Annotated in this window: 24 protein-coding genes and 1 tRNA gene; 6 read left to right on the forward strand and 19 right to left on the reverse strand. The window is 69.9% G+C overall.

What is annotated here, in order from left to right; genetic code table 11:
* Positions 1-224: 224 nt before the first annotated feature.
* Positions 225-794, reverse strand: coding sequence for an OmpA family protein (locus F4X11_05965; GenBank protein ID MYN64562.1), 570 nt, complete (start codon positions 792-794; stop codon positions 225-227).
* A gap of 300 nt (positions 795-1,094) precedes the next feature.
* Between F4X11_05965 and F4X11_05970 the strand changes: the two genes are divergently transcribed.
* From F4X11_05970 to dacB, 6 genes are all read left to right on the forward strand, one after another.
* Positions 1,095-1,862, forward strand: coding sequence for a hypothetical protein (locus F4X11_05970; protein ID MYN64563.1), 768 nt, complete (start codon positions 1,095-1,097; stop codon positions 1,860-1,862).
* Between the two features lie 149 nt (positions 1,863-2,011).
* Positions 2,012-3,022 carry an ABC transporter ATP-binding protein gene (locus F4X11_05975; protein MYN64564.1) on the forward strand — a complete coding sequence of 337 codons (1,011 nt, stop codon included), beginning with the start codon at positions 2,012-2,014 and terminating at the stop codon, positions 3,020-3,022.
* Entirely contained in the window at positions 3,015-3,785 is a 771-nt protein-coding gene (locus F4X11_05980) for an ABC transporter permease subunit (GenBank protein ID MYN64565.1), read from the forward strand. The genes F4X11_05975 and F4X11_05980 overlap by 8 nt, the downstream gene beginning before the upstream one ends.
* Complete coding sequence (locus F4X11_05985; protein MYN64566.1) at positions 3,782-5,419, forward strand: hypothetical protein; 1,638 nt, start codon at positions 3,782-3,784, stop codon at positions 5,417-5,419. Before F4X11_05980 ends, F4X11_05985 begins: the two co-directional genes overlap by 4 nt.
* Positions 5,420-5,424: 5 nt before the next feature.
* Positions 5,425-6,807, forward strand: coding sequence for a DUF4340 domain-containing protein (locus F4X11_05990; GenBank protein ID MYN64567.1), 1,383 nt, complete (start codon positions 5,425-5,427; stop codon positions 6,805-6,807).
* Positions 6,808-7,004: 197 nt separating this feature from the next.
* Positions 7,005-8,690: a D-alanyl-D-alanine carboxypeptidase/D-alanyl-D-alanine-endopeptidase gene (dacB, locus tag F4X11_05995; protein ID MYN64568.1), complete on the forward strand. Its 1,686-nt coding sequence runs from the start codon at positions 7,005-7,007 to the stop codon at positions 8,688-8,690.
* 32 nt (positions 8,691-8,722) lie between these two features.
* On the opposite strand, the gene queC is transcribed toward dacB, so the two are convergent.
* From queC to F4X11_06085, 18 genes are all read right to left on the reverse strand, one after another.
* On the reverse strand, positions 8,723-9,418 hold the full coding sequence (gene queC, locus F4X11_06000) for a 7-cyano-7-deazaguanine synthase QueC (protein MYN64569.1): 696 nt from the start codon (positions 9,416-9,418) through the stop codon (positions 8,723-8,725).
* Entirely contained in the window at positions 9,411-10,109 is a 699-nt protein-coding gene (locus F4X11_06005) for a queuosine precursor transporter (GenBank protein ID MYN64570.1), read from the reverse strand. Before F4X11_06005 ends, queC begins: the two co-directional genes overlap by 8 nt.
* Positions 10,110-10,381: 272 nt before the next feature.
* Positions 10,382-10,705: an ethanolamine utilization protein EutN gene (locus tag F4X11_06010; protein MYN64571.1), complete on the reverse strand. Its 324-nt coding sequence runs from the start codon at positions 10,703-10,705 to the stop codon at positions 10,382-10,384.
* Between the two features lie 14 nt (positions 10,706-10,719).
* The gene (locus F4X11_06015; GenBank protein ID MYN64572.1) at positions 10,720-11,001 is read right to left on the reverse strand and encodes an ethanolamine utilization protein EutN; all 282 of its coding nucleotides are present in this window, start codon (positions 10,999-11,001) and stop codon (positions 10,720-10,722) included.
* 42 nt (positions 11,002-11,043) lie between these two features.
* Positions 11,044-11,322: an ethanolamine utilization protein EutN gene (locus F4X11_06020; GenBank protein ID MYN64573.1), complete on the reverse strand. Its 279-nt coding sequence runs from the start codon at positions 11,320-11,322 to the stop codon at positions 11,044-11,046.
* Between the two features lie 3 nt (positions 11,323-11,325).
* Positions 11,326-11,610 carry an ethanolamine utilization microcompartment protein EutM gene (gene eutM / locus F4X11_06025; GenBank protein ID MYN64574.1) on the reverse strand — a complete coding sequence of 95 codons (285 nt, stop codon included), beginning with the start codon at positions 11,608-11,610 and terminating at the stop codon, positions 11,326-11,328.
* Positions 11,611-11,648: 38 nt separating this feature from the next.
* Entirely contained in the window at positions 11,649-12,533 is an 885-nt protein-coding gene (locus F4X11_06030) for a class II aldolase/adducin family protein (GenBank protein ID MYN64575.1), read from the reverse strand.
* Positions 12,534-12,558: 25 nt separating this feature from the next.
* A complete protein-coding gene (locus F4X11_06035) occupies positions 12,559-12,810 on the reverse strand; it encodes a YHS domain-containing protein (GenBank protein MYN64576.1) in 252 nt (83 codons plus the stop codon).
* 40 nt (positions 12,811-12,850) lie between these two features.
* Positions 12,851-14,185, reverse strand: a complete 1,335-nt coding sequence (locus F4X11_06040; protein MYN64577.1) for a phosphoglucosamine mutase — start codon at positions 14,183-14,185, stop codon at positions 12,851-12,853.
* Positions 14,186-14,233: 48 nt separating this feature from the next.
* Positions 14,234-15,145: a hypothetical protein gene (locus F4X11_06045; protein ID MYN64578.1), complete on the reverse strand. Its 912-nt coding sequence runs from the start codon at positions 15,143-15,145 to the stop codon at positions 14,234-14,236.
* Positions 15,145-15,948, reverse strand: coding sequence for a TIGR00159 family protein (locus F4X11_06050; protein ID MYN64579.1), 804 nt, complete (start codon positions 15,946-15,948; stop codon positions 15,145-15,147). The genes F4X11_06045 and F4X11_06050 overlap by 1 nt, the downstream gene beginning before the upstream one ends.
* A 17-nt stretch (positions 15,949-15,965) precedes the next feature.
* The gene (gene folP, locus F4X11_06055) at positions 15,966-16,874 is read right to left on the reverse strand and encodes a dihydropteroate synthase (protein MYN64580.1); all 909 of its coding nucleotides are present in this window, start codon (positions 16,872-16,874) and stop codon (positions 15,966-15,968) included.
* A gap of 81 nt (positions 16,875-16,955) precedes the next feature.
* On the reverse strand, positions 16,956-18,848 hold the full coding sequence (locus F4X11_06060; protein ID MYN64581.1) for an ATP-dependent metallopeptidase FtsH/Yme1/Tma family protein: 1,893 nt from the start codon (positions 18,846-18,848) through the stop codon (positions 16,956-16,958).
* Positions 18,849-18,877: 29 nt separating this feature from the next.
* Positions 18,878-20,455, reverse strand: coding sequence for a tRNA lysidine(34) synthetase TilS (tilS, locus tag F4X11_06065; protein ID MYN64582.1), 1,578 nt, complete (start codon positions 20,453-20,455; stop codon positions 18,878-18,880).
* Positions 20,349-21,548 (reverse strand): AAA family ATPase, encoded by a 1,200-nt coding sequence (locus F4X11_06070; GenBank protein ID MYN64583.1) that lies wholly within the window; start codon positions 21,546-21,548, stop codon positions 20,349-20,351. The genes tilS and F4X11_06070 overlap by 107 nt, the downstream gene beginning before the upstream one ends.
* A 316-nt stretch (positions 21,549-21,864) precedes the next feature.
* Positions 21,865-21,941, reverse strand: a tRNA-Met gene (locus tag F4X11_06075).
* Positions 21,942-22,012: 71 nt separating this feature from the next.
* A complete protein-coding gene (gene queA / locus F4X11_06080; GenBank protein ID MYN64584.1) occupies positions 22,013-23,056 on the reverse strand; it encodes a tRNA preQ1(34) S-adenosylmethionine ribosyltransferase-isomerase QueA in 1,044 nt (347 codons plus the stop codon).
* Positions 23,057-23,074: 18 nt separating this feature from the next.
* A complete protein-coding gene (locus F4X11_06085; protein ID MYN64585.1) occupies positions 23,075-24,106 on the reverse strand; it encodes a ketoacyl-ACP synthase III in 1,032 nt (343 codons plus the stop codon).
* Between the last annotated feature and the right edge of the window lie 36 nt (positions 24,107-24,142).

The following is a 24,142-nucleotide window of genomic DNA, read 5'->3' on the forward strand; positions in this document are numbered from 1 at the left end:
ACCAGACTTCAAGCTCTTTTCGCTTTTTTCCGGGGGGTTTGTTTTTTTTTTACCCGCCGGCGCGCTCCGCGGGCGTTTGCCTGCGGGCCCGCCCCCCCCGCGCCCGCGGCACTCCTCGAGTCGCTACGGAACATCCGCCCCGGCGGCCAGTGAAGCGAGCGGGACGCACACGCAAGAGTGCGGACGGCCCCCCGCCTGACCTCAGTGTCCGGTCTCGCCGCGAGCTACTTGACGATGACGACGAAGTGCCCACGCCGGTTGCGCGACCAGCAACCCTCGTGTTCCTCCATGCAGAAGGGCGACTCCTCGCCACGGCTCACCGCCGTGATCCGACTCGCGTCGATTCCCAGTGAAACCAGGTAGTCGCGAACCGAGGCCGCCCGCGAATCGCCGAGCGCGAGGTTGTACTCGTTGGTGCCCCGCTCGTCGCAGTGCCCCTCGACGCGCACGCGGGTCGAAGGCCAGCGCCGCATCCACTCGGCGTTCTGCTGCAGAGTGGTCTGCCCGGCGGGCAGAATCTCCGACTCGTCGTAGTTGAAGAACACGGGCAGCAAAGGCGCCGTGGCGTTCAACTCGTCCAGCGTCATCCGCATGAAGAGCTCCTCCTCCGTGGGCGGAGGCGGCGGAGGAGGCTCCGGCGGCGGATTGCCGCCGCAGGCCGCAACCCCGAACGCCATGACCACGGTCACGACAACAGCCAGAACATATCGCCACGCTGATTTCATAATGCGGATCTCCACATTCTGCCGGTTCTCAGCCCGGGCGGATCGTCGGGACAACCTCCTCGAACCCATCCATTGCTAGTGGCCGAGCTTACATAGCCGGCCAAACCGTGTCAATGGAAAGGCTTAGCCTGCTCATCATCGTCCTGCGGCCGTTCATCGGCCGCGCCGCCCCCGCCGCACGCTCAAGCGGGACCGGAACGACCGCCTTGACGACGAGATTGGACCCGCATTCCAGGCAACCGATCTCGTCGTCCCGGTCGAACGTCGAACTCGTCGACGTCGACATCCGCATCGCATGCGGGGCAGCAGGACATGAATGATATCGGGGCCGCATTATAGCGAGAAGCGGTTGAGCGCCGCAACGCGGCGATGCCGGCGCACACACTGTCCGCGGGCCGGCAGCGACCGATAGATCCACCAATGGCTGCATCCGCCACGGCATCCAAGACCGTAGTGGTCGCCGACGAGACCCCCGACGTCCGGAACCGGTTCGCGGCGGCGCTCGCGGACGCGGGGCATACGGCGATCGGGGTCGGAACCGCGCCGGAGCTACTCGCGTGCCTGCAGGCCCGGTCGGACGCCGTCGATCTGGTGGTGCTGAACCTGCGGCTCGTGCCGCCCCCGCCGGTGGACCTGATTCGCGCGGTCCGCGAGTGCGGCGCCTGCCGGTTTCCCATCCTGATCTTCAGCGGCTCCATCACGAACGCGCAGGAAATCCGGCAACTCGCGGGACTGGGCGTGGCCGGCTACGTCAACGAGCACAGCGGCCCCGGCCACATCGTGCCGTCTCTGGCGCCCCACCTGTTCCCGGACAGCTTCAACCGGCGGCTCGGCCGCCGTGTCGCGCTCGGCATTCCCGTCGCCTGCCGGTTCGACGGCACCGTCACCGCGGCCCGCACCCTGGACCTCGGCAAGGGGGGGCTCGGCGTGTGGACCACGAATCCGCTTCCCTCCGGCTCGCCGGTCCACGTGCGGTTCCGGTTGCCGGCCACGGAACGCGCCGTCGAAGCGCACGCGCGCGTGGTCTGGAGCGACCGGCGCCGCGGCATGGGGCTGCGCTTCGAGCAGGTTCGGTCCGCGGATCAGGCGGCGATCGACGAGTTCGTGGACCGCCACGCCGTGGGCAACGAGCCGTGACCGCGCCGGGTGCGCCGGGCGGTTGACACCCATTCCGCCTGCTGATTACCATCTCCGTCTGGAGACTGGTCGAGATCCGTCCGGCCGCGTTCCGGCCACCAGAAGCGCCAGGAGCTCCTCCCGGCGAGTCCGATTTCAGGAGTTGCGTAGTGATTGAAGTGCAGCATGTCACGAAGCGCTACGGTCCGGTGGCTGCTGTCGACGACGTGAGCTTCCGGGTCGAAGCGGGGCAGATCCTCGGCTTCCTCGGCCCCAACGGCGCGGGGAAGACCACGACGATGCGCGTGCTGACCGGCTATCTGCCGCCGACCGAGGGCACCGCGACGATCGCCGGGTTCGACGTGCTCGAGGAGCCCATCGAGGTCAAGCGGCGTACCGGCTATCTGCCCGAGTCGCCGCCGCTCTACCCCGACATGACGGTGCGGGAGTACCTGACCTTCATCGCCCGGATCAACCGTCTGCCCGCAGCGGAACGCCCCTCGCGCATCGACCGGGTGATGGAGCGCACGAGCGTGGGCGACGTGGCCGACCGCCACTGCAGCAAGCTGTCGAAGGGCTACCGGCAGCGCGTGGGTCTGGCCCAGGCCATCCTGCACAACCCGGACGTGCTGATCCTGGACGAGCCGACAGCGGGTCTGGACCCGAAGCAGATCATCGAGACCCGCGAGCTGATCAAGGAGCTCGCCGGCGACCACACCATCATTCTGAGCACGCACATCCTGCCCGAGGTGGCGCAGACGTGCGAGCGGGTGGTGATCATCAACAAGGGCCGCGTGGTCGCCGAGGACTCGCCGGACAACCTCACCGGGAGGCTGCACGGGGCGGTCACCATCCAGCTTCAGGTCGACACCCTCGGCGCGGATCCGACCGATACGCTGCAGGCCGTGCCGGGAGTTGCTTCCGTGAACGTGGGCGAACCCGGAAGCGACGGCCGGACCGTCGAGGTGCAGAGCGCCCAGGACGTGGACGTTCGCCGGGACATCGCCAACGCGGTCGTCTCGAGCGGATGGGGCCTGCTGGAGATGCGCCGGGCGCGCCTCAGCCTCGAAGAGATATTCCTGCAGTTGACGACCGCGGAAGACGAAGCCGGCGAGGAAGCAGGCACGCCGGACGAACAGGCCGACGAGCCCGGCCCGGCCACGGAGAGCGCCGATGAGTAACATCCTCGCCATCGCCCACCGGGAGCTGCGCTCCTACTTCGTCTCGCCGATCGCCTATGTCGTGGTCGGCCTGTTCGCCCTGCTCTACGGCTACTTCTACGTCGCCAGCCTCGCCTTCATGGTGCAGTTCAGCTCGCAGGCCGGGATGTTCGGCGGCGGGCCGCAGACCGTCAACGTCAACGAGTTCATGATCCGGCCGCTCCTCTCGAACACCGCGATCATCCTGCTCTTCATCCTGCCGTTCCTGACCGCGCGCGCCTACGCCGAGGAGAAGCGCTCCGGCACCATCGAGCTGCTGCTGACGTCGCCGCTGAGCGACGTCGAGATCATCCTCGGCAAGTTCTTCGGGGCGTTCGCCCTGTTCCTTCTGATGCTGTCGGTCACCGCCGTGCACATGGGCATCCTGTTCTGGTACGGCGAGCCGGAGCTCGGCTCGATCCTGAGCGGCTACCTCGGGCTGGCGCTGATGGGCGGCTCGTTCATCGCCCTCGGACTGCTGGTGTCGAGCACGACGCGCAACCAGGTGGTGGCGGGCGTCGGCACGTTCTCGCTGCTGCTGCTGTTCTGGGTCCTGAGCTGGATGTCCGACTCCGCGGGACCGACGGCCGGCGCCATCCTTTCGTATCTGTCCATCCTGGAGCACTTCGACGACTTCTCGAAGGGAGTCATCGACACCGGGCACGTGACCTATTACCTCAGCTTCATCGTCTTCGGCCTGTTCCTGACGGCGAAGTCGGTCGACAGCGAAAGGTGGCGGGGATGAGCGCGATGGCGAACAGGATCCTGCAGGGACTCGGATGGACCGGCGTCGCGGTCGTGTTAGCGGCGCTGGTGGTCCGCTTCACGCTCCCGGATCGACAGGAGCTCTGGTGGTGGCTCGCGGTGGCGGGTCTGGTGATGGTCGCGGTGCATACGCTGAGCCAGTGGCGCGACATCCTCGCCTTCTTCAGCCGGCGGCAGGCGCGCGAGGGGGTGATGGCGACGTCCGGGGTGGCGCTGGCCCTCGGTATCCTCGTCGCCGCCAACTACATCCTCTCGCGGCAGAACGTCCGCTGGGATCTGACCGCGGCGCAGCAGTACTCGCTGTCCGATCAGACGCGGCGGGTCCTGGAGGAGCTCGACGCGCCGATCTCCGTGCTCGTCTTCGCGCGGGAGGCGGAGTTCCCGGGGTTCCGCGACCGGCTCGACGAGTACGCCTACGTCTCCTCGCAGGTGAACGTGGAGTACATCGACGTCGACCGGAGCCCGGTACGCGCACGCCAGTACGAGGTGCAGGCCTACGGCACCATCGTCTTCGATTACGAGGGCCGCATCGAGCGCACGACGTCCAACAGCGAGCAGGAGCTGACCAACGCGCTGATCAAGGCGGTGGAGGGCGAGGAGCGCACCGTCTATTTCGTGCAGGGCCACGGCGAGCGCGACCCCGAGGGCGACGATCGCGACGGCTACCGCGCGGTGCGCGACGCACTCGGACGCGACAACTTCCGGGTCGAGTCCGTGGTCCTGGCGCAGACCGGCGAGGTGCCGGCCGACGCCACGGTGATGGTGGTCGCGGGCCCGTCGACGGACCTGCTGCCGGCCGAGGCCGACCTGCTGCGCGACTACCTGGAGGGCGGCGGCAAGCTGCTGCTCATGCTGGACCCCCCCGACACGGAAGACGATCCGCCGCAGCCCAACCTGACCGCGCTGGCCGGCGAGTGGGGCATCGAGCTCGGGACGGACGTCGTGGTCGACGCCAGCGGCGTCGGCCAGTTGCTCGGGACGGACGCCTCCGTGCCGGTCGCGGCGACCTACCCCCCGCACGCCATCACCGACGGCTTCAACCTGTTGACGGCCTTTCCGCTCGCCCGCTCCGTCCGGCCGGCGACCGGCGGCGTGTCGGGCCGGACCGGCGTGGTCGTCGTCGAGACCGGCGCCCGGAGCTGGGCGGAGGCCGACCTGAGCCAGCTCGCGACCGGCGAGGTCACCCTGGACGAGGACGCGGGCGACGTGCCCGGTCCGGTGCCCATCGCCACGGTCGTATCGCAGACCATCGAAGAGCCCGAACCCGCGCCAGACGACGAGGACGCAGACGGGGCCGCCGACAGCAACGCCGGCGATACGGACGCGGACGACGACGAGCCCCCGCTGGAAGCGCGCCTCGCCGTCTTCGGCGACTCGGACTTCGCCTCGAACAGCGCGGTAGGGATTCAGGGCAACCGCGATCTGGCTCTCAATACCATCAACTGGCTGGCCCAGCAGGAGAACCTCATCGCCATCCGGCCGCGCGAGCCCGAGGATCGCCGGATCACGCTGACGGCCGACCAGCAGGCGCGCGTCTACTGGCTGTCTCTGCTGCTTCTGCCGGGGTTCATCGCCGGCGCCGGAATCTACACCTGGTGGGGCCGGCGGGGGTAACGGCCATGAGACGCTTGCGCTCGACGCTCGTGCTGCTGGCGCTCTTCCTCGCGATCGGCGGCTACGCCTGGTTCGTCGAACGCGAACGGCCGCCCGCGTCGGAGGCGGACGCCAACGAACAGGCGTTCGAAGTGGCGGCCGGCCGGATCACCGACCTCACGGTGCACGCGGCGAACGGCGACGTCACGGTGCTGACCCGCACGGAGAACGAGATCGACTGGGAGGTCACCGCACCCGTCGAAACGGAAGCGGACGACAACGCGGCGACCGCCATCGCAACCACCCTGGCCGCGCTCGAGATCCGGCGGGTGGTCGAGGACGCGGCCGCGGACCTGGCGCCGTTCGGACTGGCCGAGCCGCCCGTGCGCGTCACCTTCGCGACCCCCGACGGCGACCCGACCACGCTGTCCGTCGGAGACGAATCGCCGACCGGCGGAGAGCACTACGCGGCCGTCGGCAGCCGGGTCATGCTCGTCGCCGGCTTCGTCGAGTCGACGCTCAACCGCACGACGTTGGAGTTGCGCGACCGATCCATCCTGGAGTTCACCGGTCCCGACGTGACGAGTCTCGCCGTCGAGCAGGGCGACGACACGCTGCGCTTCGCGAAGGCGGACGGCGACTGGCGCGTCGTGGAACCTCTCGACGCACGGGCGGACTTCGGGCTGGTCGAAGCGATGGTCGGCCGGCTCGGCTCGGGCGAGATGGTCGCCATCGAGTCGGAGTCGGCGGCCGAAGGCGCGCTCGAGCCCTTCGGGCTCACCGCACCCCGACTCACCGCGACGGTCGAGGTGGGCGGCGAGAGCCACACCCTGCTGGTCGGCGACGAGAACCCGGAAACGACCGTCTACGCCCGTGACGCGGCGCGCGAGCTGGTCTTCACCATCGACGCCGCTCTGGTCGACGACCTGGCGCGCGGCGCGGACACCTATCGCCAGAAGGACCTGTTCGACTTCCGCCCGTTCAACGCGAACACGCTCACCGTGGTGCGCGGCGGGCGGACGATTCGGTTCGAGAAGGGGCCGGCCGCCGAGGACGAGACCGCGGAAGGCGAGGCGGGCGCCGCCGAGGAAGTATGGCGTCGGATCGAGCCGGAGCCGGCAGACGTCGAGCGTCCGGAGATGGACACCCTGCTGCGGGCGCTGTCGGATCTGCGCGCGGATTCCTTCGTGGAGAGCCGACAGGGAACCGGGCTCGACGCGCCGCTGGCCACGATCGCCGCGACGTTCGGCGACGACGGTGAGGAAGAGCGCGTGCTCATCGGCCGGTCCGGAGACGCGACCTACGGCGCGCACGGTGACGAGCCCGGCGCCGCCGTCGTCGACACCGCCGCCGTCGACGGCGCCCTCGAAGCGCTGGACGCGCTCGACCCCGGCGCCTCGACGGACTGACCCCCCTTCGCTGCGCACCGGGCGGCAATCGGAAACGGACTGCCCCTTCGCTGCGCACGGGCGGCAATCGGAGGTCGCAGCGCGACCCTGTGGTCGCGTTCGGCGACGATCGTCGGCCGGGATCCCGCCAAGGAACCCGTCGGACCTCGGTGTACCCGCAGCTTCGGCCGATAGATCAGTGCGAGGCTTCCGTCGACATGAGAACACTCCGGATCGCACCGATTCTGCTGGCCGTGCTGGTGACCGGCTGCGTGGCGCGCGCCGGCGCACCGGTCTCCCTTCCGGGCGCCACCTCCCCTGCCGACGTCGAGGACCGCTCGGCGGAGGCTGGGCCGGCGATCACCGCAGCGGCACGCCCGGCCGATTCCTCCGCCGCGGGGGACGCCGACCGGCGAGTGCCGGCTCCTCCCTCGGCTGCGAATCGTTCGCACGCACCCGAGGAGCCGGCTCCGGCCCATGGCGTGCACCGTCGGGGTGATCCCCGCCTCACCCGGCATCTCGATCGGCTGCTCGACGCGAGCGGGGTCGGACCGGCGATCTGGGGCATGGATGTCCGGGCGCTCGACAGGAACGAGCGCCTCTATGCCCGCGGTCCCGACGTGCTGCTGACGCCCGCCTCGACGATGAAGCTCGTGACCCTCGCGGCCACCGCGGAGCGGCTCGGCTGGGACGACCGCTTCGAGACCACGCTGCTCACCGCCGCCCCGATCCGCGATGGAACGCTGCAGGGCGACCTCGTGGTGCGCGGCGCCGGCGATCCGACGATCAACGCCTCGCGCACGCAGAACGTCTTCGCCGGCTGGGCCGACGAGTTGCGGAGCCTCGGCGTGCGCCGCATCGCAGGGCGCATCATCGGCGACGACGACGTCCTCGACGACGGCGCCCTCGAGACCCCCGGCTTCGGGAGCGGGTGGGCCTGGGACGACTTCGCGCGCGGGTTCGCGGCCCCGGCGGGAGCGCTGCAGCACCGCGGGAACGTGGTCGACGTGGTCGTCGAACCGGGCAGCGCCGCGGGCCGACCCGCGCGCGCACGTTTCCGACACCCTGGATCCGACCTGATCCTGCGCAATGAGGTCATCACCGTGCGCGCCGATCGGACGGCGGGCATCCGACTGCGGCGTTTGCCCGGGCGACCCTCGCTGGTGGTCGCCGGCCAGATCCCGGAGGGTTCCTCCCCGATCGTGCGAACCGCCGCGGTCGGCAACCCGACCCTCTTCTTCGTGCAGGCGTTCAAGAACACCCTGGAGCAGCACGGCATCGCCGTGGACGGCGAGGCGGTAGACGTCGACTCGCTCGCGGCGCGGGAGAGAGCGCCCGCCCTGCCGGGCCTGCGCGCACTCGTCCGTCACCGGTCGGAACCGCTCTCCGCGATCGGCGCCGACATGCTGAAGCAGAGCCGGAACCTCTACGCCGAGTCGCTGGTCCGCCACCTCGGTGTCGCCTCGGGCTCGACCGCCCGGGCGGGACGCTCGGTGGTCGGCGCGGTACTGAACGACTGGGGGATCGACGCGCGAGGCGCGGTGGTCGCGGACGGGTCGGGGCTGTCGCGCTACACCTACCTGACGGCGGGCACGCTGGTGGAGGTCCTGGCCAGGCTCTACCAGGACCCGGATCACCGCGCGCCCATCATGGCGGCGCTGCCCGTGGCCGGCCGGAACGGGACGCTGCGAGAGCGGCTGGTCGGAACCGCGGCCGAAGGGATCGCCCGCGCCAAGACCGGCTCGATGAGCCGCGTGCGCGCGTTGGCGGGATACGTCGAGAGCGCCAGCGGCGAGCCGTTGGCCTTCGCGATCCTGGCCAACAACTTCAGCGCACCGGCCGCCGATGTGACGCGCGTCATCGACGAGGCGGTGGCGGTGCTCGCGTCGTTCTCGCGCCGGTAGTATCCCGGCGACCCGGCTTACCTGGTCGCGGATCAGCGGAGGTCCAGCGGGTCGACGAGCCCCGCCTCGGCAAAGCCGCGGGCACGCAGTCGGCAACTGTCGCAGCGGCGGCACGGGGCGCCGGCCGGCATCGGGTCGTAGCAACTGTGGGTGATGCCGTAGTCGAGGCCCAGCGCCTGCCCCCGGCGGATGATGTCGGCCTTCGTCATGGCCAGCAGCGGAGCGTGGATTCGGAAGCGGCGGCCTTCGACCCCCGCCCTGGTCGCCAGCGCCGCGAGCCGCTCGAAGGCGGCGATGTACTCCGGCCGACAGTCGGGGTAGCCCGAGTAGTCCACGGCGTTGACCCCGATGACGAGGGCGCCCGCGCCCAGCGCCTCGGCCCATGCGAGCGCGAGCGACAGCAGGACGGTATTGCGGGCCGGCACGTAGGTCGGCGGAATTCCGTCGCCCTCCAGCTCCCGGTCCTTGGGCACGGCGCCCTCCCCGGTCAGGGCCGACCCCCCCAGCGCGGCGAGGTCCACCGACAGCTCCTGGTGGCGCTCGACACCGAGGGCGGCGGCGACCCGCCGCGCCGCGTCCATCTCCTCCGCGTGGACCTGCCCGTAGCGCACGGTCAGCGCGAAGAGGGCATGCCCCTCGGCACGGACGAGGGCGGCGGCCGTGTAGGAGTCGAGCCCGCCGCTCAGCAGGACGACGGCGCGCCCGGCCGGGTGCGCGCCGTCAACCATCGGTCGGCGCGAGGGAGAACGGCGTGAAGGAGGTTTCGCGGTCGTACACGTCGACCTCCTCGGCCGCCTTCAGCCGATACACCACCAGATAGGTCAGCGGCGTGGCGGCCACCTCGTAGAAGACCTTGAACAGGTAGCCGGACCAGATCGTGGTGACGAGCACGGAGGCGGGCAGGAGGCCGCCGAAGGCGGTGACGGTGAAGAGCACGGTGTCCACCCCCTGGCCCACCACCGTCGACCCGATGGTGCGCATCCACAGGCGCTTCCCGTTGGTGGCGACCTTGAGCTTGGCCAGGACGAAGGAGTTGGCGAACTCGCCGGCCCAGTAGCCGAGGATGGAGGCGACGACCACGCGGGGCACGAGGCCGAGCGCGGATGCGAAGGCGTCCTGCAGCTCCCACCCGGGAGCCGGCGGCAGGGCGACCACGAGGCCCAGGAACGCCGCCATCAGCGCGTTGGCGCCGAACCCCACCCAGATGATCTGCCGCGTCCGCGCGTAGCCGTAGACCTCGGTCAGCACGTCGCCGAAGACGTAGGTGACCGGGAACAGCAGAATGCCCCCGGCGAAGACGAACGGGCCCAGCAGGATCAGCTTCTGCGCGGCGATGTTCGAGATCAGCAGCGTCGCCACGAACGCCGAGCCGACTAACGCGAAGTACCGGTGCCCCGGAGGAGCGCCGCGCCCAGCCATCGTGCTCAGGACCTCCCAACGTGACCGCGGGTCGCGCTAGTGGCCGTGCGACTGGCAGTATCCACAGCCGGTGCATGCCACGGACGGCTCGATCACGCAACGGCCGTCCGGCGGATCGTCCGGCAGCGCCGCACGAAGAAAACGAGCATGCGACGGATCGTCCGCCGGCGCCGCCGGGTCCGGCCGTGATTCGGCCGGCCGAGGCGGGGAACGGCGCTCGTCCAGATGCCGGCGGATAGCGGCCTCGACCGCGCCGCGCACGTCCGGCCGCGTCATCGCGTCCCCCCGGACGGCGCGGCATCCGCCCGCGCGGCCAACGGCTCGCCGTCGACGCGGTCCACCCGGTCGACGATCCCGACTATCGCCGTATCGGCGGGCGCTGCGGGGCGGCGAATGGCGGCCACGGCGGCACGCCCCTCCTGAACCACCAGCACATGCTCGCCGACGCCGGCCTGCGCCGCATCCACTGCCAGCAGCGGCACCCCGCTCGCTCTGCCCTCGGCATCGACCGGCTGGACGAGCAACAGCTTCGCCCCGAGCAGCTTCTCGTGCTTCTGGGTCGCCACGACGGTCCCGGTCACGCGCGCCAACTGCATGAATACGGCCGAGGTCAGGGTGACGCCTCGGGCTCCACCGTCCAGTGATCGACGATGCCGACCACGTTGGCGTCGGTCGCCACCAGGTCCGGCAGGAACGGAAACGACGCCTCGCGTCCGCGTACGAAGAACACCGTCTCCCCGGCGCCGGCGCCCGCCGAGTCGACCGCCACGAGCGGCCGGCCGGACGCCGCACCCGCCGGCGTCATCGGCTGCAGGACGAGCAGCTTCTGGCCCTGCAGGCTGCGGTCCTTCATCGTCGAGACTACATCTCCGATGACACGGGCGAGTTGCATGGTCGACAGATTCCCCCGCCGTCGCCGGTGGCGTCGACGGACTCAGCTCCCGTCCGCGCTCACCTCGACGGAATCGACTATACCGACGATGGCGGCGTCGACCGGCGTGTCCTTCAGGTCCCCGGCCATCCGGGCGGAGCTACCGCTGACGACGAGCACGGTCTCGCCCGCGCCGGCATCGACCGTGTCCACCGCCACGATATGGTTTCCGCGCCGGCCACCATCGGGCTCTATCGGCTGCACGAGCAGCAGCTTGTTGCTGACGAGACGCTCGTCCTTGCGCGTCGCCACCACCGTCCCGACGACCTTGGCCAGGATCAAGACTTACACGCCTGCCTTGCCGATCGGGAGAGCGTCCTCCAGATTGGCATGGGGTCTCGGGATCACGTGCACGGACACGAGTTCACCGACCCGGCGCGCGGCCGCGGCGCCGGCGTCCGTCGCGGCCTTGACCGCCGCCACGTCGCCGCGCACGATCGCCGTCACGTAGCCGGCGCCGATCTTCTCCCAGCCTACCAGCGTGACCTTGGCGGCCTTGACCATCGCATCGGCCGCCTCGATCATCGCCACGAGACCCTTGGTCTCGACCAGCCCCAACGCTTCACCCATGTTGTCCTCCGCGCCTGACCGGGAGTCTGGCCCCGTCTCTACGGCGCAGGCTCCCGGTCGCGCAGACGGTTGACGGCGTCTTCGACGATGGCCGCCAGTTCGCGGTATGTTAAACGAATCTCCGTGTCCCCGTGCGCCGGCGGCGCCGCGCCGCCGGGCGCGGCCGGCACATCGTCCACGAGCTGGGCGCCCGGTGCGGACGGCGCCTCGAGCGTCTGGCACGCGGCGTCGCCGCCGGCCACGATGCCGTCGCTCCCTTCGGGGCAGATCGGGGCGGGGGCGGCGATACCGTACGTGCCCCGCAGCTCCTGCAGACGGTTGACCTCCTCGCGCGACAGCAGACGCTCGCGGCCCAGGACGCGGGCCACCACGCTGATGCGCGCGAAGTGCTCGATGGTCTCCATCTTGTAATAGGCAGGCAGCAACCCGCCGGCCACCGTGATGGCGCCGTGGTTGGCCAGCAGGAGACCGTCGTGCGCCGCGATGTGCCTGCCCACCGCGTCGGCCAGCTCCTGCGTCGACGGGGTCCCGTACTCGGCGATCGGGATGCTGCCCAGCGTAGTCACCACCTCGGCCAGCACGGCCCGATCGAGCGGGATGCCGGCCACCGCGAAGCCCGTGGCGACGGGGGGATGGGCGTGGACGACGGCCGTGACGTCGGCCCGGCGGCGGTACACGGCCAGGTGCATCGGCAGCTCGGAGGACGGATCCCGCTCGCCGGCCAGCTTGCGCCCTGCGTAGTCCGTGACCACCAGCATGTCGGGCGACATGAAGCCCTTCGACACGCTCTTCGGCGTGGTCAGCAGCCGCTCGGCGTCGAGACGCACGCTGATATTGCCGTCGTTCGAGGCGACGTAGGCGCGCTGGTGCAGGCGGCGGCCGATCTCGACGATGTCCGCCCGCTTGGCTTCTTCGGTGGTCATGGAATCCGTTGAGCGTCGTCTCGCGTCAAGCCGTCTTCACGAACGACCGCCGGCATTCCTGCGAACAGAAATAGTGTGTCATCCCGCCCGCACGGATCCTGATGGCGCGCGACGGCTCGACGTAGGTGCCGCACACCGGATCCCGCACGAGTGCCACGCCGCGCTTTGCGCTGCGCGGCCGCGGACCAGCGGCTCCGGAGACCGCGCCCGCGACGAACTTCCAGATCAGACGGATGATCAGCGCCGCGAGCAGCAGACGGAGCAAGATCCACCCCATGCATCGACCCCGATCCCGGCGATGATACCCCCGGGCCGGCTCACGCGAGCTCGCGCCGCGCGCAGGCGGCGACGCCCTCCGCAAGACTCTGCACGACACCCCGCTCCCGGCCTTCGATCATCACGCGCAGCACGGGCTCGGTCCCTGAATAGCGTACCAGCACGCGGCCGGCGCCGGCGAGGCTCGCCTCCGCGGATCGGATGGCCTCCCCGATCGCCGGCACCTCCTCGAGATTCGGCTTGCGCGCCACGCGCACGTTCAACAGCGCCTGGGGAAGGATGCGCAAGTCGCTCATCAGATCCGCGAGTTCGCACCCCGTCTCGGCAACGATCCGCAGCACGGACAGCGCCGTGCCGAGCCCGTCTCCGGTCGGCAGCAGATCCGAGAAGATGACATGCCCCGACTGCTCGCCTCCGAGACAGACGCCGCGCCGCTCCATCTCCGCGCGTACCTGGGCGTCGCCCACCGGGCACCGGTGGAGCGCGATCCCGTACTTGCCCAGCGCCGTCTCCAGCCCGAAGTTGCTCATGACTGTCGCCACGACGCCGCCGGCCGCCAGGCGTCCCGCGCGATGCAGATGCCGGGCCGCCACGAAGAGCACGCCGTCGCCGTCCACGATACGGCCGCGGCCGTCCACCAGGATGACCCGATCACCGTCGCCATCGAACGCGAAGCCGAGCCGGCACCGCTGCTCGAGCACCGCCGCACGCAGCCTCTCCGGATGCGTCGAACCACTGTTCTCGTTGATGTTCCGGCCATCCGGCGACGCGTGCAACTCGACGACGGGAACGCCCAGCCGCTCCAGCACCCGGGACGCGACGCCGCTGGTCGCGCCGTGGGCGCAGTCGATGGCGATCGGCGGGCCCGCGACATCCGCACCCTCCACGATGCCGAGCAGGTGATCGACGTAGGCCTCCAGCAGATCCGCCGTGTCGAGAGGGAGCCCCGGATCGGCCGGCGCCTTGCCCCCCGCTCGGGTGCTTGCGACCCGTGCCTCGAGGCGGCGCTCCAGATCGACCGAGGCCTTCGCGCCGCTGGCCAGCAGGATCTTGATCCCGTTGTCCGGATGCCGATTGTGGGATGCGGACACGGCGACGCCGGCATCGAACCCGTGACGCGCCGTGATGACGGCGACCCCCGGCGTGGGCACGACTCCGATGCCTACCGGCAGCCCGCCGCGCGCCCGCACCCCGGTCGCGAACCACCGCTCGACCCAGGCGCCCGAGTCCCTGGTGTCGCGCCCGCAGGCGATGCGCGGCGCTCCGCCCAGCTCCTCCGCCAAAGCCGCGCCGAGACAGGCGATCGTCACTGCGTCGAGTGGTGGCGTACCCGGTACCCCGCGCACGCCATCGGTACCGAAGAGGACGCTCGACATGAGATCCGCAGCGTTCGGGAAGGTCGCCCGCGGCCCGGCCGCGGGCAGTCAGGGCACGGTGACGGTCACGCGCGACGGGTCGATACGCGTCACGCCGACAGCGGGGATCGACTCCACGGTGACGGGGAGATTGTAGCGGCCGGGCCGGAGCCCCGCAACGTCGACGAACGCTTCGACCGCCGCGCCATCGAGGGCCTGCACGCGGTCTCGCGGACCCAGCACGTCGACGCGCACCACCGCGGGCTCGATCGAGACGGTCCGACGGCTCTCTCCCGCGCGAACCTGCACCGCGGGCAGCGTCCGCTCGAGCGGCGCGGGCACGATATCCACCGTCACCACGGCCGTCCCCGGCGTTCGGAGCCTGACCACCGGATCCGCTACGCCAACAGTGACCGTCGCCTGTACCCGGTCGGCGGCGCCTTCGATCGAAACGGGCTCGGTCAGCGCCTCGATCACGCCGGCGAGCCGGCCCGCCGGCCCCACCACCTCGAAGGTGGCCGGCAACGCGGTGACGGCGCCGATGGCGAACCCTTCCGCCGGCCGGCCCTCAATGTCCGGCACCACCCTGACCACGCGCGGTGCGCCGGCAGGCTCGAGCGACACCGCGATCGTGGCCGGCACGACCTGCACGACCTCGACGCCGAACGGAACGCGGACACGGCCCGCGAACATGTCGAACAGACGCCGGCCGGAACGCTCCCCGGCCAGGTCGATCGCGGCGACGACGTCGCCGCGCTGCAAACCGCTCACGATACTGGACGCGCCACGCACGCGCACACTGACCGTATCCGGCGGATCGCCTGCCACATGCAGGAGCGGGGGCACGTTCTCGAAACCGAGCGGCACGTCGATGCCGCGCTCGACGACCGGCTGCCCCGCCACCTGGAACCAGAACGCGACGGCAAGAGCGAACGCCAGCAGCTTGAGACCGAGATCTCGCGCGATTGCCTGTCGCAGCATCAGAATTCGCCCCCGGCCGGACGGCCCCGGCGAGCCGGCCGCACGAGCGCCTCGAGTCTGGCCGTCAGGCGGCCGGCGTCGAGGTCGCGCTCGATCTGCCCGTCGACCGCCAGAGACACGGCGCCGGTCTCCTCGGACACCACGAGCGCAACGGCGTCCGATTCCTCCGTCAACCCGATCGCGGCGCGGTGGCGGGTTCCGAGATCCGTGCTCTGGGGACTGACGGTCAGGGGCAGAAAGCAGGCGGCGGCCGCGATTCGCTCGTCCTGAATGACTACGGCGCCGTCGTGCAGCGGCGATTCCGTCTGGAAAATGCTGACCAGCAGATCGTAGGTCACCCGCGAGTCCAGCGGAATGCCGCTGTCGACGTAGTTCCGAAGCCCGATCGCCCGTTCGATGGCGATGAGCGCGCCGACCTTCCGGCTGGCCAGCAGTCCTGCCGCGGTGACGACCTCCTCGACCGTTTCGTCCGTGGTCGCGCGACGCGTCAGGTAGCGAAACGCGGGAGCGCGGCCGAGCCTCGACAACCCCCGGCGTATATCGGCCTGAAACAGCACGATGGCCGCGAACACGATGTATCCGAACATGTCCCCGATGATCCAGTGCACCGTCCGGAGCATGGCGAGCTCGGACGCGTAGTAGAGCCCGACGAGGAGGACGCCGCCGAAGACCACCTGCGCCGCGCGAGTGTGCCGGATCAGCGTAAGGAGCTCATAGAAGAGGAACGTGACCACGGCGATGTCCAGCACGTCGCGCCAACCGACGCGAATGCCCAGCACGCCGCCGATGGCATCGAACACCATCCTTCAGGTCTCCTGCCTCAGGGCGCATGCGGCGCGGCTCGCTCCGCGTGGTCGGTCCCCGCCGTGACCGCGGCCATCCGTATCGCGTCCGCCACCCGGATCACATCGCCCTGTGCGTCCACGCGGTGCGCGCGGACGATGTGCGCGCCGAACCACACCGCGGCGGCGACGGCGGCCGCCGTCCCCCACTCCCGATCGCCCGGCGGGCGTTTCCCGAGTGCCGCCGTCAGGAACGACTTGCGGGACGGCCCGACGAGGATCGGACGGTCCAGACGCCGCAGAGAAGGCAACGCCGCGAGCGCGGCCCACGTCGCGTCCGCCCGCTTCGCGAACCCGAGGCCCGGGTCGACCACGATCTGCTCGCGCGGCAGCCCGGCCGCGATCGCCCGGTCGACGAGCGCGCCCAGCTCGGCGGCGACTTCGCGGCCGACGTCGCGATAAAGGGCGTGCCGGTACATGTCACGCGAGCCGCCGCGACTGTGCATGAGCACCAGCGGTGCGCCGGCGGCGGCCGCCACGCTCGCCAGCGCCGGCCCCGCAGCGAGTCCGGAGACGTCGTTGATCATCGTCGCGCCATGATCCAGCGCGGCTTCGGCAACCTGGGCCTTGTACGTGTCGATGGAGACAGGCGCGCGCACCCGCCCGGCGAGCCGGTCGAGCACCGGCAGGACCCGCCGCATCTCCTCCTGGACGGGCACGGGCTCCGCGCCCGGCCGGGTCGATTCACCGCCGATATCGAGCAGGTCCGCCCCGGTTTCATCGAGCGCCATGGCCCGGTCCGCGGCACGCGCGGGGTCCAGAAACTCGCCGCCGTCCGCGAACGAGTCCGGCGTGATGTTGACGATGCCCATCACCAGCGTGCGCGCCCCCAGCTCCAGCGTGCGCCCCCCCGGCAGCGAGAGCGTGTACGGCTTCCGTGGGGTCATGTTCGTTCCGAAACGACCGACAGTCTCCGGCCCGGCCCGCCGACGGCGCCGGGGCGGTGACGGCCGGTCGGGATCGAACCCCTATTCCTGCGGGACGGCCTTGTCGAACGAAGGCACCGGCGGCACGATTGAAGCGGGTTCCGACTCGTCGGGCGACGTCGACACGGTGCCGGTGGGCGGCGCCGAACCAGGCGCCGGATCGGGTATCGGGTCTTCGATGGACAACCCCTTGGCGAGCCGCTTGACCTGTTCGGCGTCGAGCACCTCCCGGATGAGCAGCTCCTCGGCGATGCAGACGAGCTCTTCCTTGTGCGTGCTCAGCAGGTTGCGCGCGCGATCGTAGTTCTCCGTCACGATCCGCTTGATCTCCTGGTCGATGCGAATCGCGGTGCCTTCGCTGTAGTCCTGCGACTGCGCGAAGTCCCGCCCCAGGAACACCTGCTCTTCCTTCTTGCCGTAGGTCAGAGGGCCGATCGACTCGCTCATGCCCCACTCGCACACCATCCGCCGTGCCATTTCGGTGGCGCGATCGAGGTCGTTGCCGGCGCCAGTGGTGATGTTGCCGTTCGTCAGCTCCTCGGCCAGACGCCCGCCGAGCAGGATCGCGATCTGATCGTTGAGGTAGTCGCGTGAATAGTTGTGCTTGTCGTCCACCGGAAGCTGCTGGGTGACGCCGAGCGCCATGCCGCGCGGAATGATGGTCACCTTGTGGATTGGATCCGCATGCGGCAACAGCACTGCCAGCAACGCGTGCCCACCCTCGTGCACCGCGGTCACCTGCTTCTCTTCGTCGCTGATGATCATCGAGCGGCGCTCCGAGCCCATCAGGACCTTGTCCTTGGCGAACTCGAAGTCCTGCATCTGGACGACCTTCTGGTTGTAGCGCGCCGCGTTCAGCGCGGCCTCGTTCACCAGATTGGCCAGATCGGCGCCGGAGAACCCGGACGTGCCGCGGGCGAGAACGTGGACGTCGACGTCGTCCGAGAGGGGAATCTTGCGAGTGTGGACCCCGAGAATGCCCTCTCGGCCCTTGACGTCGGGTCGGTTGACGACGATGCGGCGATCGAAGCGGCCGGGGCGCAGCAGCGCGGGGTCGAGGACGTCCGGGCGGTTGGTGGCGGCCACCAGGATGACGCCCTCGTTCGACTCGAACCCGTCCATCTCGACGAGCAACTGGTTCAGGGTCTGCTCCCGCTCGTCATGGCCTCCGCCGAGCCCGGCGCCCCGGTGCCGGCCAACCGCGTCGATCTCGTCGATGAACACGATGCACGGAGCGTTCTTCTTGCCCTGCTCGAACAGATCGCGAACGCGGGAGGCGCCCACCCCCACGAACATCTCCACGAAATCGGAGCCGCTGATCGAGAAGAAGGGCACGTTGGCTTCACCGGCCACGGCGCGGGCCAGCAGCGTCTTGCCGGTTCCGGGAGGCCCCATCAGCAGGACGCCCTTCGGGATCCGGCCGCCCAGCTTCTGAAACTTCTGCGGCTCCTTGAGGAACTCGATGATCTCCTGCAGCTCCTCTTTCGGCTCCTCGACGCCGGCCACGTCCTTGAACGTGACCTTCTTCTGCGAGCTCGACGAGAGCTTGGCGCGGCTCTTGCCGAACGAGAGCGCCTTGTTGCCCCCGGTCTGCATCTGCCGCATGAAGAAGATCCAGAAGCCCAGGATGAGGAGGAGCGGAGCCCAACTGTAGAGCAGCGTCGTCCACGGACTGCCCGCCGCCTCGCGCGCGCTCACCGCCACGTCGCGCTCGACGAGCCGGTTGACCAGCCCTTCGTACTGCGGCGGCGCGAACGAGCGGAACGACTCGCCGGAGGTCGTCGACCCGGTGACCTCGTTGCCGGTGAGCGTGACGCTCTCCACCTGGCCGCTGTCGACCATCCGAATGAACTCGCTGAACGAGACGGACTCGTCGCGGGACTGGAAGTCCGTGGAGAAATTCCAGATCAGCACCACGACGACGACGAGCACCATCCAGAAAGCGAAGCTTCTGACAGACGGATTCAAACGGAACCTCCCGTCTTCACGATCTTCAAGACTATCACGCCTTCGTCCGAGCCGATCATTCTCGCTCCCTCCCCCAACCCGTGCCCCGCGACCCACACGATCCCGAGCCGGTCGTCCACCACCAGTGGAACGGTCGCGCGCCGGTCGCGGGGGACCTTGCGATCCACGAAGAAGTCCTGCACCTTCTTCCTGCGCCCGCCGAGCCCGAGGGGCCGGAACACGTCGCCGGGACGCCAGCTCCGCACCGTCAGCGGCAAGGTGATCCGCGCCGCCGGCAGCGCGACGACGCCGCCGCGCGCGACGAGCCGGGCCGGCCGGCCGCCGTGCTCGGCGGTGATGCGGAGACCGGCCTCGGAGATCTCCACCGCGCCGGGCGCCGCCAGCGGATACTCGTAGCCCTCGGCGCCGGCAACGGGCGCCCGCCGCCCCCGCCGGCGCGTGAAGCCCAGCATCGTTCCCCGCCGCTCGACCCGGCAGCCGGGGAAATCCGCCGCAACCGGCGCCGTCCCCTCCGCTTCCGCCAACCGCCGCAGGCGCTCCACGTGATCGAAGCCGACCCGCCGGCCGCCGGCCCGCTCCAGGACCTGCAGGGCGACCCGCCGAGCCAGCGCCGGGTGGGCCGCCGCCAGTCGCGCCGCGTCGATCTCAAGGCGCCCCCCTGCGACGTCTCCCCCCGCGTCGAGGGGCCCCTCCTTGTATTGGACGATCTCTCGCGCCGCCGCGTTCGCCGCGTCGTCCAGCCAGTCGGCGTCGTCGCGGGCGATCGCCGCGCCGCGGGCGAGAGCGTCCGTAACGGCCGGCGAGAAGTGCTCGGCGAGGAACGGGATTAGCCGGTGCCGAACCCGGTTGCGCAAGATGCGCTCGTCGCGGTTGCTCGGATCCTCGCGATGCGGCAGGCCGCGCAGGCGCAGGTAGCCCCGGAGCTCGTCCCGGCGGATGTCGAGCAGGGGCCGCACGACGGCGCCGATGCGGGGTCGGATGCCCGCCAGTCCGGCCGGCCCGGCGCCGCGGATCAGCCGCAACAGCACCGTCTCGGCCTGATCGTCGCGGGTGTGTGCGGTCGCCACGCGGTCGGCCTGCCCGGCCCGCACCGCGCGCGCGAACAGCTCGTAGCGAACCCGGTGTCCCGCCGCCTCGATGGAGATCCGCTCCGCACCCGCGCGGGCGGCCACGTCGACGCGCTCGACGGTGATGGGGACCCCGAGCGTGGCGGCGAGGTCGCGGCAGAACGTCTCGTCCTCGTCGGATGCCCCCCCCCGCAACCGGTGGTTGACGTGCAGCAGCCCGGCAACCGACCAGCTCGCAGCGGGCGCCAGTTCGCACAGGAGGGCGCCGAGCGCCACCGAGTCGCCGCCGCCGGAGCAGGCCACGAGCACGCGCGCGCCCGATGGAATGAGCGCCTCGCGCTCGAGGGATTGCCGGACGCGCTGCACCAGCGGTGACACGGTTCTTGGCCAAGCCGCCGGCTCAAATGCCGGCGCGACCCAGGTAACCGCTGTACCAGAGTGCGCCGAGCGGCAACCCTTCTTCAACCATCGCGCCGACGACCTTATCGTCACTCGCCCGAGAGACACTAGCGAAGCCGTCCGCCTGCTTCTCCAGAGTCCACGTCTCGTCCGGTCGCAGCGCGTCGACGAAATACGGCTGGTGTGTAGTGACGAATATCTGCGGCGCGCTCTTCCTTCCGGTGGCATGCTCGCGAAGTTCCTCGGCAAGAATCTCCAGCAACTTGTGGTATAGGCCGTTCTCCGGCTCCTCGATGCAGATGAATGGCGGCGGCTCCGGATCCTCCAGCATGATCAGGTAGGCAAAGACCTTCAGCGTCCCGTCGGACATCTGTTGCGCGTAAAAGGGATCATCGAATCCCTTGTCGTTGAAACGGAGCAGCAGCCTTCCATCCGGACTCTGCTCCGTGTCGATCCGGTCGATGCCCGGGATCTTCCCGGCGATACGATTCAGGATGCCCTTGAATCTCTCCCGGTGCTCACGCTCCATGAACTGCACGACGTTGCCGAGGTTGTCACCATGAATGTTCAGATGCTTCTGCGGCCCCGCCAACGGCAGACCTCGCGCGGCGTCCGGAGTGAAGTAGCTCAGGTACCACCCTTCGACAAACTGGCGAAAGGACGATATTCTCGGGTGCTGCTTCAGGGCTCCGAGAGTCGCAATGCCGAGCTTGCGTCTGTCCTGCAGCTCCACGAACTCCGTTTCCGCACGCTCTTCTCCGGTCAGTCTTCTTTCAATACGGTCGAGCAACATCTCCAGCACGGATTCTCTGTCAACAACTTCATCGATCTGCTGCCCTTCGGCCTGTCCTGTCCACGCTACCCCTCTGCCACCGTTCATCACGAGAAACGAGAACGGCCGTCCGTGGCTCTGCCCCTTGCGTCGCTGTCGAAGGCGTTCCCGTGAGGCGTATGGCCTTCCTGAATCGTCCCTGTCAATCGCCAGTTCGTAAGTGATCGGCCGCGCCCGTCGTTCTTCTCTATAGTAGATCTCGAATTCAATCGGGCCGTCGCTACCTTGCGAGCGGATGCGCTCGAATCCTCCCCGTCCTCGAGCGTCGCAGGCCTCCTCGACGCCCAGCTTCAGGCAGTCTGCAAGAAATCCGAAAGCATCGAAGAGCGAGCTCTTTCCGACCCCGTTCTTCCCGATCACGACCGACAGCGGGGTCAGGGGCTGGACGCGCTGCGTGTTCCACAGCTTGCCGAGCGTCAGGTCCTTCAACACGCGGTAATTCGCGATCCGGATTCCCTCGATTTTCGCCACTGCGTCGAGTCCTCCCATCGACCTACGCCATGGTGTCCGTCACGCACGGACGCGAGACGCCACCATTTCGTCGTCGGGCGAAGAGTACAGTTCGCCGCAGGCGTTCGCAAGACACCGCGCCCGGACCGACGAAGCACGGAGGTGCGCACGACCTCCTCGCGCATGTTGGGGCAAATGGTCAACGGCGCCGGCCGGGCCGGGGCGGGAGAAGAGGTGGTGCCGGTGCAGGGACTTGAACCCCGGACCTAGCGGATATGAGCCGCTTGCTCTAACCATCTGAGCTACACCGGCACGGGATCTCACCATTATACGCCAGCGTCGCGGACTTCGTCGGGGGCGTTGCGCGGGTCGCACCGGCGGAGCTACAGGATCAGCATCGCGTCGCCGTAGCTGTAGAACCGGTAGCGCCGCTCCACCGCGTCGCGGTACGCGTTCAGGATCGCGTCGCGGCCGGCGAACGCGCAGACCAGCAGCAGGAGCGACGACCGGGGCAGGTGGAAGTTGGTGAGCAGGCCGCCGACCACCTGGAAGTCGAAATCGCCATGGATGTAGAGGTCGGTCTCGCCGGCCACCGGTTCGAGCCGGCCGCCGTGGGCGCGGGCGACCGCCTCCAGCGTGCGGGTGGTGGTGGTGCCGACCGCGACGACCCGGCGTCCCTCGTCCAGGGCGTCGTTGACCGCCGCCGCCGTCGACGCCGGCACGGTGTAGCGCTCGGCCGCAACGCGATGCGCCTCGACCTCCTCGGTCCGCACCGGCTCGAACGTGCCGTAGCCGACGTGCAGCGTGATGGCGTGCCGTTCCACACCGCGCGCGCGCAGCCGCTCGAGCAGGATCGGGGTGAAGTGCAGTCCGGCGGTCGGCGCCGCCACCGAGCCGCGCGCGGCCGCGTAGACGGTCTGGTAGCGTTCCGCGTCGAGCGGCCGGTCCGCCCGCCGGATGTAGGGCGGCAGCGGAACGTGCCCGATGGCGTCGACGGCGGCGTCGACGGCGCCGTCATCCGCAGTCAGGCGGACGGTGCGCCGCCCATGATGGTGACGGTCGAGCACCTCCAGCTCCAGGCGGCGCCCACCACCCTCGAACACCGCGCGGGAGCCGGGCTTCAACTTCTGTCCGGGGTGGACGAGGGCATCCCAGCGGTCGCCGTCGATCCTCCGCAGCAACAGACACTCGACGGCGCCGCCGCTCGGCTCGCGGCGGCCGAGCAACCGCGCCGGCACGACGCGCGAATCGTTGACCACGAGCACGTCGCCCGGTTCCAGCAGCACGTCCAGGTCCGCAACGCGATGGTGCGAGCGTGCCCCCGTGGTGCGGTCGAGCCGCAACAGGCGCGCCGAGTCCCTGACCTGCGCCGCTTCCTGGGCGATCAGTTCGGTGGGAAGTTCGTAGTCGAAGTCCGACAGGCGCATGGACGGACCGTGCGCTCCTCAGCCCGCCCAGCGCAGCAGCACGGCGCCCACGGTAAATCCGGCGCCGACCGAGGCCAACAGAACCTGCGCCCCCTTTTCGAGGCGGCCCTCGCGCCGCGCGTCGGCCAGCGCGAGCGGAATCGTGGCGGCCGTCGTGTTTCCGTACCGCTCGATGTTGACTATCACCTTGTCGCGGTCGACGCCGAGGTGCTCGGCGGCGCTCATGATGATCCGCCGGTTCGCCTGGTGCGAGACGAACAGATCGACGTCCCCCGCATCGAGCCCGTTCGCCTCCAGTACCCGCCGGCAGATCTCGGACATCTTGCGGACCGCGAACTTGAACACCGCGGGACCGTCCTGATGCACGTAATGGAGCCGTGCATCGACCGTCTCGCGCGTGGCCGGCCGCAGGCTGCCGCCCGCCGGCATGCACAGGGCCGGACCGCCGCTGCCGTCGATCTCGTGCGCGAAGTCGATGATCCCCGGCTCGCCGTCGGCGGCGGGCGACACGACCACCGCTCCTGCGCCGTCACCGAACAGGACGCAAGTGGCGCGATCCTGGAAGTCGATGATCGACGACATCACGTCGGCGCCGATGACCAGGGCGTGGTCGTGGGCGCCGCTGGCCACCATCTGGGCGCCCGTCGTCAGGGCGAAGGTGAACCCGGAGCAGGCGGCCCCGAGGTCGAAGCCCCAGGCGTTCGTGGCGCCGATCTTGTGCTGCACGAGGCACGCGGTGCTGGGAAAGAACATGTCGGGCGTGGTCGTCGCCACGACGATGAAGCCGATCTGGTCGGGGCTCACACCCGCCTCCGCCAACGCGGCGATCGCCGCCTCCTTGCCGAGATCCGACGACGCGACGCCCTCGTCGACGACGTGCCGCTCGCGGATGCCGGTACGCTTCAGAATCCAGGCGTCGGTCGTATCCACCAGCTTCTCGAGGTCGGCGTTCGTGAGCACGCGCGGCGGCACGTACGTGCCGAGCGACGTGACCTTGACACGCCGCCGCGCGCCGCCCCCGTCGAATCGCCCACCGTTTCCGTTCGCCACTCGCTTCGTCCTTGTCTCCGGCAGCCGCTGCCGGTG

This window comes from Acidobacteriota bacterium (genome assembly GCA_009861545.1).
Classification (GTDB): Bacteria; Acidobacteriota; Vicinamibacteria; order Vicinamibacterales; family UBA8438; genus WTFV01.